Below are 14,105 nucleotides of genomic sequence, written 5' to 3'. Positions count from 1 at the left end.
ACCTACGACCGTAGTCCGGCCGGGATCCGCGGGCTACGGACCCGCGCGCACGCCCGCTCGGCCAGGCCCTATCGTTACCCCTTCACCCCTCCCCCCCCAAGCCCCGTTAAGGAGTCCGCGGATGCGCGTCCGTGACCTGCTCGCCCCCGGAGCCCCGCGACTGCGCCTGCTCGCGGCCGAGGAAGAGCTGGACCGGCAGGTCAGCGGCGTGATGACGACGGACCTCCAGGACCCGGGCCGCTACCTGCACGGCGGCGAACTGGTGCTCACCGGCATGCTCTGGCGCACCGTCCCGGCCGACTCCGAGCGTTTCGTCCGCACCCTGGCGGCCGGCGGCGCGGTGGCCCTGGCGGCCGGCGAGGCCGAGGTCGGCCCGGTGCCCGAGGACCTGGTCGAGGCCTGCCGGCGGCACCGGATGCCGCTGCTCGCCGTCCCCGACGACATCGCCTTCGGCACCGTCACCGAGTTCATCGGCCGCCAGGTCTCCGCGGACCGCGCGGCCGACCTCGCCGCCCTGGTCGACCGGCACCGCCTGCTGGTCTCGGCGGCCGGCGGCGGCGGACTGGACGCGGTGCTGGACCTGCTCGGCGGCGACCTCGACCTGGACTGCTGGGTGCTCACCCCGACCGGCGCGGTGATCGCCGGCCCCGCCGACCGGCTCTCCGCCCAGGACCGCGACCAGCTGGTCCGCGCCCACCTCGCCGCCCAGCGCCAGCGCCGCCGCCCCCCGCACCGGGCCCGGCTGGCGGCCGGCTCCTACTCGCTGCTGCCCGCCCCGGTCTCGGCCGAGCACGACGCGCCGCTCGTCGACTGGGTGCTCGCGGTGGCCGGCGACGTCACCGAGTGGACCGCCAAGCGCCAGCAGCTCGCCGAGAACCTGGCCCGGCTGGTGGCCGCCGAGCGCCACCGCCGCGACGAGGGCCGCCGGCTGCGCCGCCGCCTCGCCGACGAGGTGCTGGCCCTGCTGCGCCGCGACGCCGACCCGGCCGAGATCAGCCGCACCCTGTACGCCTCCTCGGCGATGGCCGTCGGATACGAGATCCCCGATCCCAAGTCCCGGGCGCAGGAAGGCTCCTGGCTGGTGCTCAGCGCCGAGGGCACCGGCCTGCCGGAGGGCACCGTACGGGCGGTGCTGGAGGAGGCGCTCGGCGGCGACACCGACCGCGCCCTGGTCGCCGGGACGGGCACCGGCGCCGTGGTGGTGCTGCCCGCCCCGGAGGGCCCGGTGCCCGCCGACGCCCTGCGCGAGTTGCTCGCCCCGCTGGAGGCCGGGCTCGGTTCGGAGGGCCGGATCACCCTCGGGGTCTCCGCCCCCGCCTCCGGGGCCGGGGGTCTGCGCGGCGCCCTGGAGGAGGCCCGGCACGCCCGCCGGATCGCCGCCTCCCGGGTCGGCCGGGTCTGCGTCGCGGGCCCCGAGGAGCTCGCCTCGCACGTGCTGCTGCTGGCCGCCGTCCCGGACGAGGTGCGCCGCGCCTTCCGCGGCCGGTTGCTGGACAAGGTGATCGCGTACGACATCGAGCACCAGGCGGACCTGGTCCGCACCCTGGAGGCCTTCCTGCGCTCGGACGGTTCCTGGACCCGCTGCGCCGCGCAGCTGCACGTCCACGTGAACACCCTGCGGTACCGGATCGGCCGGATCGAGGAGCTGACGGGGCGTGACCTCTCCCGGCTGGAGGACCGAGTGGACTTCTACCTGGCGCTGGAGCTGGCCTGACGCCGCGCCCGGACATGCGGCAGGGCCCGCCTCGACCTCGGTCGCGGCGGGCCCTGCCCGTACGGTTCGCTGCTGCCGGCCGGCCTACTGGACCGGGATGACCGAGGTCAGCCACTGGAAGGCGGCCGGGACCATCTTCTTCCACTGCTCGGTGGTGTGCGGGCCGGTGCCCTCCTCGACCTGGACGGTGGTCGGGGCCTTGGCGGCGGCGCGGATCGCCTCGCCGTCCTCGTAGCCGTCGCCCTTGGAACCGCTGACCAGCAGGGCGACCTTCGGCGGCTGCGGGGCGGCCTTCAGGATGTTGACCGGGTTGTTGGCCTCGCGCAGCTTGGCGTCCTTGCCGACCAGGGAGTCCGGCTCCTGGGCCGGGTCGTTGTAGCCGGACATCGCGATGGCGGCCCGGTACCGGTTGGGGTGGGACAGCGACAGCTTGGCGGCGCAGTGCGCGCCGGCCGAGTAGCCGGCGATCGCCCAGCGGTCCGCGGACGGGTCTGCCCGGAAGTTGTCCAGCACCATCTGCGGGACGTCGCGGGTGACCCAGGCGTCGGCGTTGATCTTGCCGGGGATGTCGGTGCAGCCCGCGTCCTGGTTGTTCAGCAGCTTCGTGCGGGGCGAGACCAGGATGAACGGGGCGACCTTGCCCTGCTGCATCAGCGGCTTGAGCTGCTCGGAGACCTTGAGGGTGCCGTACCAGGTGGAGGAGGAGCCGGGGTAGCCCGGGATCAGCTCGACCACGGGGAACTTCTTGTCCTTGAACGCCGGGTCGTTGTACTGCGGCGGCAGCCAGACCAGCACCTCGCCGTCGACCCCGGACACCTGGCCCTTGAGCTCGGTCCGCTGCACGTCGTTCGGGACGAGCGGGTCGTTCACGCCGCTGAAGCTCTGCTTGACCTTCGGCGGCTCCTTGGCGGCCTCACCGCCCTGGCCCGCCGGGGCGGCCGGGTCGACCGGCGCCAGGACGGGCACCGCGCGGACGTGGTTGCCGGTGCCGAGCAGGTCGTCCCAGTTGCCGTAGATCAGGTTGGCGTTGTTGACCATCACGAAGACCATCAGGACGGCCGTGACCTGGCAGAACATGATCATGACGATCCGGGTGAGGTAGCGCACCGGCTGCGGCCCGCCGACCTTCCCCCAGAACAGCAGCGCCACTGTGATGGACACCGGCACCAGGATGACGGTGAGGAGGAAGAATGGCGTACCTGTCAGTTCCATCGAGTTCTCGTATCGGGTCGCACGCCGCCCGGGCCCCACTCGCCCGGACGCACGTCAATGGCATCAGACGGTGATGGACCGATGATCGGTTGCCGTCCGAATCTGTGCGGAACCTGAGAGGAACATCACGTTCTCGCGATGAACCCGTTCGGATCGGCGCCTAAGTCTGCCACCCGGACAGACGTCGTCCGGACCAGATGTTCAGCGAACTACCAGGAAAGGTCCCCCGGGGCACCTTACCTCCCAGGCCATTGGGCCTGCCGGGCGAGGCGGTGCGATCCCGCGCGACCAGGGAAGGGAGACTATGGGGATGAGCATCACCCGCTTTCGCCCGTCCCGCCGCTTCTGGCCCGTGTGCGCCGTCCTGGCACTCGCGGTCACCGCGGCCGGTTGCAGCAGTACCGGAGGCAGACGCGCCGAGGAGGCCCGCGCCAAGGCCGCGGCCACCGGCGGCAGCGCCGTCACCACCCCGCGTTGGAAGGTCGCCATGGTGACCCACGCCGGAGCCGGCGACGCCTTCTGGGACACTGTGCGCAAGGGCGCCGAGCAGGCCGCCGCCAAGGACAACATCACCTTCCTGTACTCCAACGACGCGCAGACCCAGAACCAGGTCCAGCTCGTCCAGGCCGCCATCGACCAGAAGGTCGACGGCCTGCTGGTCACCCTCGCCAAGGGGGACGCCATGGCCGACGTCCTCGGCAAGGCCAAGGCCGCGGGCATCCCCGTGATCACCATCAACTCCGGTCAGGAGTTCTCGCAGAAGTTCGGCGCGCTGACCCACATCGGCCAGGACGAGTCCACCGCCGGGCAGGCGGCCGGTGCCGAGCTGGCCTCGCGCGGCCGCAAGAACGTGCTCTGCGTGATCCACGAGCAGGGCAACGTCGGCCAGGAGCAGCGCTGCTCCGGAGCCCAGTCCAAGGCCGGCGGCGCCTTCCAGGTGCTCTACGTCAACGGCGTCGACATGCCCGACGCCCGCGCCGCGATCTCCGCCAAGCTCCAGGCCGACCCGGCCATCGACACCGTGCTCACCCTCTCCGGCCCGATGGCCGCCACCGGTCTCCAGGCCGTCCAGGACGCCCGCCGCAGCGTCGAGCTGGACACCTTCGACCTGGGCACCCAGGTGGTGTCCGGGCTCAAGTCCGGCAGCGTCGGCTTCGCCGTCGACCAGCAGCCCTACCTCCAGGGCTACACGGGCGTCGACCTGATCTGGCTGTACAAGTACAACCTGAACATGCTCGGGGGCGGCAAGCCCGTCGAGACCGGTCCGCAGATCCTGACCAAGGACAACGCCGACGCGCTCGCCGAGTACGTCGCGAGGGGGACCAGGTGAGCAGCCCCGACCTCCTCGCCCACGACGGCCTGGTCGACGGCCGCCCGGCGGCCCTGCGGCGGCTCCTCGCCCGCCCCGAGCTGGGCGCGCTGATCGCCGCCGTCGCGGTCTTCGTGGTCTTCGCCGTCGTCGCCGAACCCTTCCTGCGGGTCTCCTCGCTGGGCACCGTGCTGTACGCGGCCTCCACCATCGGGATCATGGCGGTGCCGGTCTCGCTGCTGATGATCGGCGGCGAGTTCGACCTCTCGGCCGGCGTGCTGGTCACCACCGCGGCGCTGACCTCCTCGATGGTCTCGTACCAGTTCACCGCGGTGACCTGGGTCGGCGTGCTGGTCTCGCTGGCGACCACGCTGGCCGTCGGCTGGTTCAACGGGTGGATGCTCGGCCGCACCAGGCTGCCCAGCTTCATCGTCACGCTCGGCACCTTCCTGATGCTGACCGGCGCCAACCTGGGCGTCACCAAGGCGATCTCCGGCACCGTCTCCACCAAGTCGATCTCCGACATGGAGGGCTTCGCCTCCTGCCGCTGGCTGTTCGCCTCCGAGGTGACCGTCGGCGGGCTGACGATCAAGGCCACCGTCTGGTGGTGGCTCGGCCTGCTCGCGGTCGGCAGCTGGGTGCTGCTGCGCACCCGCTTCGGCAACTGGATCTTCGCGGTCGGCGGCGACGCGCAGGCGGCCCGCGCGGTCGGCGTGCCGGTCGCCCGGACGAAGACCCTGCTCTACCTGGGCGTCGGCTTCGGCGCCTGGGTGCTCGGCCAGCACCTGCTGTTCTCCTTCGACACCGTGCAGTCCGGCGAGGGCGTCGGCAACGAGCTGATCTACATCGTCGCGGCCGTCATCGGCGGCTGCCTGATCACCGGCGGCTACGGCTCGGTGGTCGGCTCCGCGCTCGGCGCGCTGATCTTCGGCATGGTCAGCAAGGGGATCATCTACGCCCAGTGGAACCCGGACTGGTTCAAGTTCTTCCTCGGTGCGATGCTGCTGCTGGCCGCGCTGCTGAACGCCTACGTCAAGCGCCGGGCCGAGCGGGGGCCGCGATGAGCACGGACATGACGAGCGCGGCCGCGGCGGGCACCGAACTGCTCTCCCTGGAGGGAGTCGGCAAGAGCTACGGCACCGTCCGCGCGCTGCAGGACGTCTCGCTGACCCTGCGGGCCGGCGAGATCAGCTGCGTGCTCGGCGACAACGGGGCCGGCAAGTCCACCCTGATCAAGATCATCGCGGGGCTGCACCAGCACGACGAGGGCACCTTCACCGTCGGCGGCGAGGAGGTCCGCCTGGACTCCCCGCGCCAGGCCCTGGAGCGCGGCATCGCCACCGTCTACCAGGACCTCGCGGTCGTCCCGCTGATGCCGGTCTGGCGCAACTTCTTCCTCGGCTCCGAGCAGGGCACGCGCCGCTGGGGCGGCCTGCGGCTGGACGCCGACGGGATGCGCGCCACCACCCGCGAGGCGCTCGCCAGGATGGGCATCGACCTGTACGACGTCGACCGGCCGATCGGCACCCTCTCCGGCGGGCAGCGCCAGTGCGTGGCCATCGCCCGCGCGGTGCACTTCGGCGCCAGGGTGCTGATCCTGGACGAGCCCACCGCCGCGCTCGGCGTCAAGCAGTCCGGAGTGGTGCTCAAGTACGTCACCGCCGCCCGCGACGCCGGGCTCGGGGTCGTGCTGATCACCCACAACCCGCACCACGCGTACCTGGTCGGCGACCACTTCACCCTGCTCAAGCGGGGCCGGATGGCGGGCAGTCACCCGCGGGCCGAGATCGGCCTCGAACAGCTCACCACCGAGATGGCCGGGGGCTCCGACCTCGCCGAGCTCTCGCACGAGCTGGCCCGGCCCTCCGTTTCCGACCCCCGTGAGCCCGACCCCCGCGACCCCGACCCAGGCGAGGAGCGTCTGCAGCCGTGACCAGCTCCCAAGGCAGCACCCGGCCACCCGTCCTGCCCACCCTGCTCGGCCTCGGCCCGCGCGCCGAGCGCCGCCGCCGCGCCCTGCCCGCCGGGATACTGCGGCTGCCCACCATCGGCGTCGACATCGGCGGCACCAAGGTGGTCGCCGGGGTGGTGGACGGCGAGGGCAAGGTGCTGGAGAAGCTGCGCACGGACACGCCGCACAAGAGCAAGAGCCCCAAGGTGGTCGAGGACGTCATCGTCGAGCTGGTGCTCCAGCTCGCCGACCGGCACGACGTCCACGCCGTCGGCATCGGCGCGGCCGGCTGGGTCGACGCCGACCGCTCCAAGGTGCTGTTCGCCCCGCACCTCAACTGGCGCAACGAGCCGCTCCGGGAGGCGCTCAGCGAGCGGCTGCGCTTCCCGGTGATCGTGGAGAACGACGCCAACGCGGCCGCCTGGGCCGAGTGGCGCTTCGGCGCCGGGCGCGGCGAGGACCACATGGTGATGCTCACCCTGGGCACCGGCATCGGCGGCGCGGTGGTCCGGGACGGCTACGTGGACCGCGGCAAGTACGGCCTGGCGGGCGAGTTCGGGCACATGCAGGTGCTGCCCGGCGGTCACCGCTGCCCGTGCGGCAACCGGGGCTGCTGGGAGCAGTACTCCTCCGGCAACGCGCTGGTGCGCGACGCGCGCGAGCTGGTCGCCGAGGAGTCGCCGGTGGTGCAGCCGCTGCTGGCCCGGGCGGGCGGCACGGTCGAGGGAATCACCGGCCCGCTGGTCACCGAGGCCGCCCAGGACGGCGACCCGACCGCGACCGAGCTGCTCTACGAGGTCGGCACCTGGCTCGGCGTCGGCATCGCCAACCTGGCCGCCGCGCTGGACCCCGGCCGCTTCGTCATCGGCGGCGGGGTCTCCGAGGCGGGCGACCTGCTGCTCGGCCCGGCCCGGGACACCTTCCGCCGCACCCTCACCGGGCGCGGGTTCCGCCCGGAGGCCGCCATCGTGCACGCCGCCCTCGGCAACGAGGCGGGCCTGGTCGGCGCGGCCGACCTGGCCCGGCAGGTGGCGCGGCGCTTCCGCACGATCAAGCGGCGGCGGGTGGAGCGCAGCGCGCTGTAGGCGGGGGCGGGGCGGTGCGGTTGTCGGATCATCCCTCCTGTGGAACAACTGATGAGTTGACGTCGACTCAGGAGGACTCGCATGAGAGCTCTGACCCGCCTCGCGCCGTCTCTGTTACTCACCACCGCACTGGTCTGGTCCGGCGTCGGGCCGGCCGGCGCGGCGGCCCCGCCGTCGAAGGCGCCGGAGGCGGTGGGCTGGGGCGGTGCGGTGGCCACCGTCGACGCCGACGCCACCGCCGCCGGCATCGAGGTGCTGCGCAAGGGCGGCAACGCGGTCGACGCGGCCGTCGCCGCCGCCGCGGCCCTCGGGGTCACCGAGCCCTACTCCTCCGGCATCGGCGGCGGCGGGTACTTCGTCCACTACGACCACGCCACCGGACGGGTGCACACCATCGACGGCCGCGAGACGGCCGGCCGCACCGCCGACAGCGGCCTGTTCCTGGAGGACGGCAAACCGCTGGCCTTCGCCGACGCCGTCACCAGCGGACTGTCCGTCGGAGTGCCCGGCACCCCCGCCACCTGGGACGCCGCGCTGCGCCACTGGGGCACCCGCTCGCTCGCCCAGAACCTCGAACCGGCCGAGCGGATCGCCGACAACGGCTTCGTCGTGGACGACACCTTCCGCAACCAGACCGCCGACAACTACGCCCGGTTCAAGGACTTCCCGGCCACCGCCAAGCTCTACCTGCCGAACGGCAAGCCCCCCGAGACCGGCAGCCTGCTGCGCAACCCCGACCTCGCAGCCACCTACCGGCTGCTCGCCAAGGACGGCGTCAAGGCCTTCTACCAGGGCGAGTTGGCCGGGGACATCGTCAACACCGTGCAGCACCCGCCGGTCGACCCGGCCTCCGGCCGCAACGCCCGCCCCGGCCGGGTCGACACCACTGACCTCGCCGACTACCGGGTCCGCGACCAGGCGCCCACCCACGTCTCCCACGGCGCCTACGACGTCTACGCGATGGCCCCCTCCAGCTCCGGAGGCACCACCGTCGGCGAGGCGCTCAACATCCTGGAGGACGGCGGCGACGTCTCCGCGTACAGCAGCACCCAGTACTACCACCACTTCCTGGAGGCCTCCCGGATCGCCTTCGCCGACCGCAACCGCTGGGTCGGCGACCCGGCCTTCAACGACGTCCCCACCAAGCAGCTGCTCTCCGAGCGCTACGCCGCCTCCCGGGCCTGCCTGATCAGCCCGGACCACGCGCTCACCAGCCCGCTCGCCCCCGGCGACCCGCGCCACCCGGCCCCCTGCGCCGACACCGGCCAGGCCGTCGCCGAACCGTACGAGGGCCCCAACACCACCCACCTGACGGTCGCCGACCGCTGGGGCGACATCGTCTCCTACACGCTCACCATCGAGCAGACCGGCGGCAGCGGGATCACCGTCCCCGGCCGGGGCTTCCTGCTCAACAACGAGCTGACCGACTTCGACTTCACCCCGCTCGCGCCCGGCGTCCCCGACCCCAACCTGCCGGGCCCCGGCAAGCGGCCGCGCTCCTCGATGTCCCCGACGATCGTGCTGCGCGACGGCGAGCCGGTGCTCGCGACCGGCAGCCCCGGCGGCGCGACCATCATCACCACCACCCTCCAGGTGCTGCTCGGGCGGCTCGACCGCGGCCTGAGCCTGGAACAGGCCATCGCCGCACCGCGCGCCAGCCAGCGCAACGGCGCCACGACCCAGGTCGAGCCCGGCTTCCTGGCGCTGCCCGAGCGGGCAGCGCTGGAGGGCCTCGGACAGAGCTTCGTCAACGGCGGCGAGATCGGTGCCGCCACCGGCGTGGAACGGCTTCCGGACGGCCGCTGGGCGGCCGCCGCCGAACCCGTGCGGCGCGGTGGCGGCTCGGCCGCGGTGGTCCGGCCCGCGCGCTGATCGGGCCGGACTGTCGGTGCCGGACGGTATGTTCGGGGTGGGCCTCCCACGCGAGGGGCGGCCCACCCCGTCCGCATGCCCGTCCGCACCGAACCACCGGGAAGGCCGCCCGCCGTGACCGTCCGCATCGCCACCTGGAACATCAACTCCGTCACCGCGCGGCTGCCCAAGCTCCTGGAGTGGCTGGAGGGCGCCAAGCCCGACGTGCTCTGCCTCCAGGAGCTCAAGTGCGCGGCCGACGCCTTCCCGTACGAGGCGGTCCGCGAGCTCGGCTACGAGACGGCCGCGCACGGCAACGGCCGCTGGAACGGCGTCGCGATCGTCTCCCGGATCGGCCTGGACGACGTCGTGCGCGGCCTGCCCGACCAGCCCGGCTACCTCGCCGACGGCGCCCTGCTGCCCGAGGTCGAGCCGCGCGCCGTCGCCGCCACCTGCGGCCCGGTCCGGGTCTGGTCGGTCTACGTGCCCAACGGCCGCGAGGTCGGCCACCCGCACTACGAGTACAAGCTGGAGTGGCTGGAGGCGCTGCGCAAGGCCGCCACCGAGGACGCCGCGGGCTCCCGCCCGTTCGCCGTCCTCGGGGACTTCAACATCGCCCCCACCGACGAGGACGTCTTCGACGCCGCCGCCTTCGAGGGCCTCACCCACGTCACCCCGGTCGAGCGCGCCGCGCTGACGTCCCTCGGCGAGATCGGCCTCCAGGACGTGCTGCCCCGCCCGCTCAAGTACGACCGCCCCTACACCTACTGGGACTACCGCCAGCTGGCGTTCCCGAAGAACCGGGGCATGCGGATCGACCTCACCTACGCCAACAAGCCCTTCGCCGACGCCGTCACCGACAGCTACGTGGACCGCGAGGCCCGCAAGGGCAAGGGGACCTCGGACCACGCGCCGGTCGTGGTGGACCTGGACCTCGACGTCTGAGCCGCGCCGCGGGCGTCACGCCGGGTCACGGGCCGTAACCCGAACGGTCGTGAGCGCTGGCCGAGCGCGGGGCGGGTGCCTACCGTCGGTGAATGACCGGGTGCAGTCGCTCGACCAGGTGGACATGGGAGTCCCCGGCTGCGCCCGAGAATCCCGGAGGTTCCGGCATGCGCCCCACGCGTACGGCCGCCGCCGTCCTGATCGGCGCGACGGCGCTGACCGGCCTGACGGCCCCCCTCGCATCCGCCAGGGACGGCTCGGCCTCGGTCAGCCCGTCCCAGGCCGCACCGGGCCAGACCGTGACGGTCACGGTCTCCTGCGAGAAGTCGGACAAGCCCGACGCCAAGACCATCACCGCCCGCTCCGCCGCCTTCGAGGGCGGTCCGGCGACCCTCACCCTGGGCCCCGACGGCAAGCACAGCGGCTCCGCCCGACTGGCCGGCCAGCACGCCGGGGACAGCAAGGTCGACGGCACCTGCCCGGACGGCGGCGCCTTCGCGACCACCGTCACGGTCGCCACCGCGGCCTCCACCACCCCGGACAGGAGCACCGACAAGGACCTCCGGACGAACCCCGACAAGAGCCTCGGCGAATGGGGCGAGGCCGCGGGGGAGTGGGCCGGTTCGCTCGGGCAGTCCGGCGCCGGCAGCCAGCAGGTCGCCCCGCACGGCGCGGTGCAGACCGGCCTCGGCGGCTCGGTCGCGGCGGACCCGGCGGAGCTGGCCGGCGGCCTCGCGCTGGTCGCCGGCGGCGTCGGTGGCTTCTGGCTGCTGCGCAGGCGCGGTGCCTGACGGGACCGGCGGCGCGGCGGCGGGTCAGACGGTCAGCGGCTCGGCGCCGCCGTTGCGCCTGTCGGCCCCGGTGCCCTCGACGCCCTCGCGGTGCAGCCGGTCCTGGTGCCGGAGGGTGCCGTCGGCCAGCAGGTACTGGGCCAGCACATAGGTCGCCATGATCCAGAACTGATGGCCCGGCAGCTCCCGCCACTTCGCCAGCTGGGTGGCGATCAACGTGTCGGAGAGCAGGAACAGCGCCCCGCCCAGCCCGGTCCGCCAGCCCAGCCCGGCCGAGGTGACGGCCGTGGAGGCGAGCAGCAGGCTGTAGCCCGCCACCGGGACGCGCAGGTCCCCGAGGTCCGGCCAGAGCTGCCCGACCAGGGTCACCCAGGCCGTCGCGTACGCGGCCGCGACCATCAGCGCCCGGCGGCGGTCGGTGAGCGCGCCGCGCTTGACGAACATCGTCACGTAGCAGACGTGCGCCGCCGCGAACGAGCCCATGCCCGCGAGGAACGCGGGATCGTTCTTCAGCTGGAGCAGCACGTCCCCGCCCGCGCTCAGCATCAGGGCCGGCGCCAGCAGCTTCGGCGCCTCCTGCCCGGCCTTCCTGGCCGCCGCCACGCTCTGGGCCGCCAGCAGCGGCATCAGGGCCGGCTTGGTGGCGTTCTGGAGCACCGAGGCACCGGAGACGATCGCGCCCAGGTGCGCCGCCGAGGTGGCCGCGAAGCCGCCCAGCAGGCCGGTGGCCGAGCGCAGGCGTGCCCCGAGGCCGGCGCGGTCGGTGGTACGGACAGTCATGCGTGCGCCTCTCGGTGATCCGCTGCTTCGGACCGACCCTAGAGGAGCCGGACCGGCGGCGGAAGGGCGGGTTACCGGCGCGTAACCCCGGTGGGCGGAGCCGGATGACGGGGCGGCCGGCAGGCGGAGCGCGGGCGACCGCTTCGAGGGCTCCTGCGGAGAGTTCCTCAGGAGGGCGGTTGCTGCCGACGGGTGGCCCGGGCACCGTCTAGTCTGGACCCCGACATGGATCAGCAGGACTACGCGGTCGGCGCCACCCGGGTGGCCGGCAGGCCGGACGGACGCGCGGGCGGGGCAGGACGGGGAACCGCCCACGCCGTCCTCGCCGTACGCGAAGCCGGTCCTGACGGCGGTCCCGCTGCCGGCTCCGCCACCGGTGCCACCGGCGGTCCTGGAACCGGCCCCACTGACAGGGGACCTGGGACGGGCGCGGCGAGCGGTACTGACGACGTGCGGGTGACCGACCCCCCGGCCGCCGACGTGACGCTCTCGCCCGATCCGGGGCTGCTGCGCCTGGCCCACTGGTTCGCCGCCGCCGCCCCCGGCACCGCCGACGACCTCTGCGCGGCCTCCTTCGGCCTCTACCCCGCCCGCCACCTCGGCGCCGCCGCCGAGCCCGCCGCCGATCCCGGCGTCAGCTGGTGGCACGGCCCCACCGCGCACTCCGCCACGCCGGCGCGCCTCCGGGAGGACCGCACCGAGGGCGGCCTGCGCCGCGCCCGGCGCGACGACGCCGCGCTGCCCGTCGTCCGGTCAGGTGCCAAACCGGGCAGGCCGGGCCGGCACCGCAGGCCCGAGCCCACGCGGGTGACGCCGCTCACCGTCGTGGCCCAGGACCGGTCCGGCGAGGAGCTCCCCTCGGCCGAACGCCGGATCGCCGCCCGGCTGCTGCTCGCCCATCCGCTGGTCACCGCCTCCGGTCCGCACGCCGACGGCTTCCCGCTGATCCGCCGTCACCGGGACTGGCTGGCCGAGCGGTTCGACACCCTGCTCGGCTACCGCCTCGTCGTCGGCCCCTGGCACGCCCGGCTCTGCAAGGCCGGCCTCGGCCCGGACGCCGCCCGCCGGCTCGAACACCCCGTCACCGGGGTGCCGTTCACCCCGGCCGGGTACGCCCAACTCGCTCTCGCGCTGTCCCTGTTGGTCGACGCCCCGGAGGAGCTGGACTACCGGCGGCTGCTCGACGCGATGGGCGCCGCCGCCCCCGAACTCACCGCCGAACCGACCGACCTCGCCATGGCGCTGGCCGCGCTGGCCGGCTGGCAGGTGCTCGGCGAGCTGCCGCCCGACCCGGCCGACGGCTCCTTCGTGCTGACCGTGGACCGCGAGCTCGCCCGTGCCGTCCCGGCCGGCCCGCCCGCCCTCGCCGACGACGCCGCCGACCTGATCCGCCGCGCCGCCGACGCCGAGCCCGCCACCGCCGTCCGCCGGCTGCTCGCCGAGACACCCGCCGTCCTGGCCGCCGACCTCCCGGAGGACCACCGGGCCTGGCTGCAGGACCACCGGCTCAGCGGCCCGGCGGCGCTCGCCGAGTTCCTCGGCCTGGAGGCCGAGCTGCGGGCCGAGGGCGTCGCCCTGCTCGACCCGGCCGCCGAACTCACCGACCTCGCCCTCCCCGGTGCCGACACCGTCGCCCAGGCCGCCCTGCTGCTGGTCGAGCGCCTGGTCGAGGAGGTCCGCCCACTGCCCGGCGAGGCGGTGGCCGGAGACGTCCCGATCCCGGACGCGCTGATAGACGGCGTCCTCGGCGACATCGCCGACGAGTACGGGCTGCCCGCCCGCTACCTCGCCGACCGCACCGCCCTGCGGCGCGACGCCCTCGACCTGCTCCACCGCCTCGCCCTGATGGCCCCCACCCCCCACCGGACCCGGCCCCCGGCCTGGCGCCTGCGCCCCCCGGCCGCCCGCTACGCCCCGGCTCCCGACCTCCACCCCACCCCCGGCACAGGCCGCCATTCGCGCCCCGGCCCGCTGGTCCCGCCCCCGGCCGGCCCCCGCGCCGAGCAGCGGGCGTAGCGGGGGGCGCCGCTCTCCGGCAGCGGGACCCGGCTCGGGCGGAAGACGCGACGGGCTCGGGCGGAAGACGCGACGGGCTCGGGCCGGGGAGCGTGGTGGTTCCGGACCGGGAGAGCAAGAAGCACCGGGTCCGGGGCGGGGACCGCGGTGCCGGGCGGGGCGGTTGCTACTTGCTGGCGGAGGCGCTGGCCAAGGGGCCGTGTTCGACGGTTTCCACGGTGGCGCCGACGCCCAGGGTGCCGAGGGCGACGGAGACGAGGACGGCGGTGGCGGCGAGCAGCCGGCGGTGCCGTTGGGGCAAGGGGAAGCGCGGTTCCTGGTGGGGCGCCTGAGGGTTGGCGTTCATGACAGGGAGGTTTCCAGGGCGGCGTGAACGGTCGGTACGCGCGGGTGAAGTCCCGACGGGGGTTGGGCGTCGGTTGGCCGCACACGCCCCAACCGTCGCCGGCCG

General features: G+C 74.2%; 12 protein-coding genes. 9 read left to right on the top strand and 3 right to left on the bottom strand.

The annotated features are described in order from the left end of the window. The first annotated feature begins 121 nt into the window (after positions 1-121). On the top strand, positions 122-1,714 hold the full coding sequence (locus ACWGJO_RS19875; RefSeq protein ID WP_452185415.1) for a PucR family transcriptional regulator: 1,593 nt from the start codon (positions 122-124) through the stop codon (positions 1,712-1,714). An 84-nt stretch (positions 1,715-1,798) separates the two neighbouring features. Here ACWGJO_RS19875 and ACWGJO_RS19870 read toward each other — a convergent pair whose 3' ends face one another. Then, entirely contained in the window at positions 1,799-2,926 is a 1,128-nt protein-coding gene (locus tag ACWGJO_RS19870) for an alpha/beta hydrolase (protein WP_452185413.1), read from the bottom strand. A 316-nt stretch (positions 2,927-3,242) separates the two neighbouring features. Between ACWGJO_RS19870 and ACWGJO_RS19865 the strand changes: the two genes are divergently transcribed. From ACWGJO_RS19865 to ACWGJO_RS19835, 7 genes are all read left to right on the top strand, one after another. Beyond that, on the top strand, positions 3,243-4,256 hold the full coding sequence (locus tag ACWGJO_RS19865) for a substrate-binding domain-containing protein (protein WP_452185443.1): 1,014 nt from the start codon (positions 3,243-3,245) through the stop codon (positions 4,254-4,256). Then, positions 4,253-5,299 carry an ABC transporter permease gene (locus tag ACWGJO_RS19860; RefSeq protein WP_452185411.1) on the top strand — a complete coding sequence of 349 codons (1,047 nt, stop codon included), beginning with the start codon at positions 4,253-4,255 and terminating at the stop codon, positions 5,297-5,299. The genes ACWGJO_RS19865 and ACWGJO_RS19860 overlap by 4 nt, the downstream gene beginning before the upstream one ends. Before the next feature lie 8 nt (positions 5,300-5,307). After that, the gene (locus ACWGJO_RS19855; RefSeq protein ID WP_452185409.1) at positions 5,308-6,168 is read left to right on the top strand and encodes an ATP-binding cassette domain-containing protein; all 861 of its coding nucleotides are present in this window, start codon (positions 5,308-5,310) and stop codon (positions 6,166-6,168) included. Then, a complete protein-coding gene (locus ACWGJO_RS19850; protein ID WP_380547113.1) occupies positions 6,165-7,271 on the top strand; it encodes an ROK family glucokinase in 1,107 nt (368 codons plus the stop codon). Before ACWGJO_RS19855 ends, ACWGJO_RS19850 begins: the two co-directional genes overlap by 4 nt. Positions 7,272-7,352: 81 nt before the next feature. Beyond that, positions 7,353-9,143: a gamma-glutamyltransferase gene (gene ggt, locus ACWGJO_RS19845; protein ID WP_452185407.1), complete on the top strand. Its 1,791-nt coding sequence runs from the start codon at positions 7,353-7,355 to the stop codon at positions 9,141-9,143. A gap of 75 nt (positions 9,144-9,218) precedes the next feature. After that, positions 9,219-10,067: an exodeoxyribonuclease III gene (locus ACWGJO_RS19840; RefSeq protein WP_452185405.1), complete on the top strand. Its 849-nt coding sequence runs from the start codon at positions 9,219-9,221 to the stop codon at positions 10,065-10,067. Between the two features lie 167 nt (positions 10,068-10,234). After that, positions 10,235-10,858: a hypothetical protein gene (locus ACWGJO_RS19835; protein ID WP_387727643.1), complete on the top strand. Its 624-nt coding sequence runs from the start codon at positions 10,235-10,237 to the stop codon at positions 10,856-10,858. A 24-nt stretch (positions 10,859-10,882) separates the two neighbouring features. On the opposite strand, the gene ACWGJO_RS19830 is transcribed toward ACWGJO_RS19835, so the two are convergent. Further along, positions 10,883-11,638 carry a lysoplasmalogenase gene (locus ACWGJO_RS19830; protein ID WP_452185403.1) on the bottom strand — a complete coding sequence of 252 codons (756 nt, stop codon included), beginning with the start codon at positions 11,636-11,638 and terminating at the stop codon, positions 10,883-10,885. Positions 11,639-12,094: 456 nt separating this feature from the next. On the opposite strand from ACWGJO_RS19830, the gene ACWGJO_RS19825 reads away from it, so the two are divergent. After that, positions 12,095-13,654, top strand: a complete 1,560-nt coding sequence (locus tag ACWGJO_RS19825; RefSeq protein WP_452185401.1) for a DUF2398 family protein — start codon at positions 12,095-12,097, stop codon at positions 13,652-13,654. A 166-nt stretch (positions 13,655-13,820) separates the two neighbouring features. Here ACWGJO_RS19825 and ACWGJO_RS19820 read toward each other — a convergent pair whose 3' ends face one another. Further along, on the bottom strand, positions 13,821-14,000 hold the full coding sequence (locus ACWGJO_RS19820; RefSeq protein ID WP_452185399.1) for a hypothetical protein: 180 nt from the start codon (positions 13,998-14,000) through the stop codon (positions 13,821-13,823). Between the last annotated feature and the right edge of the window lie 105 nt (positions 14,001-14,105).

It is taken from the genome of Kitasatospora sp. NPDC054795 (assembly GCF_053611565.1).
The sequence above is the reverse complement of the archived record's forward strand: the minus strand, read 5'-3'. Positions and strand labels throughout refer to the sequence as shown.

What these genes read in the sequence shown, in the direction of transcription:
- ACWGJO_RS19830 (WP_452185403.1), bottom strand. Translation starts at nt 11,638, where the DNA reads ATGACTGTCCGTACCACCGACCGCGCCGGCCTCGGGGCACGCCTGCGC.
- ggt (WP_452185407.1), top strand. Translation starts at nt 7,353, where the DNA reads ATGAGAGCTCTGACCCGCCTCGCGCCGTCTCTGTTACTCACCACCGCA.
- ACWGJO_RS19840 (WP_452185405.1), top strand. Translation starts at nt 9,219, where the DNA reads ATGCCCGTCCGCACCGAACCACCGGGAAGGCCGCCCGCCGTGACCGTC.
- ACWGJO_RS19875 (WP_452185415.1), top strand. Translation starts at nt 122, where the DNA reads ATGCGCGTCCGTGACCTGCTCGCCCCCGGAGCCCCGCGACTGCGCCTG.
- ACWGJO_RS19835 (WP_387727643.1), top strand. Translation starts at nt 10,235, where the DNA reads ATGCGCCCCACGCGTACGGCCGCCGCCGTCCTGATCGGCGCGACGGCG.
- ACWGJO_RS19820 (WP_452185399.1), bottom strand. Translation starts at nt 14,000, where the DNA reads ATGAACGCCAACCCTCAGGCGCCCCACCAGGAACCGCGCTTCCCCTTG.
- ACWGJO_RS19855 (WP_452185409.1), top strand. Translation starts at nt 5,308, where the DNA reads ATGACGAGCGCGGCCGCGGCGGGCACCGAACTGCTCTCCCTGGAGGGA.
- ACWGJO_RS19870 (WP_452185413.1), bottom strand. Translation starts at nt 2,926, where the DNA reads ATGGAACTGACAGGTACGCCATTCTTCCTCCTCACCGTCATCCTGGTG.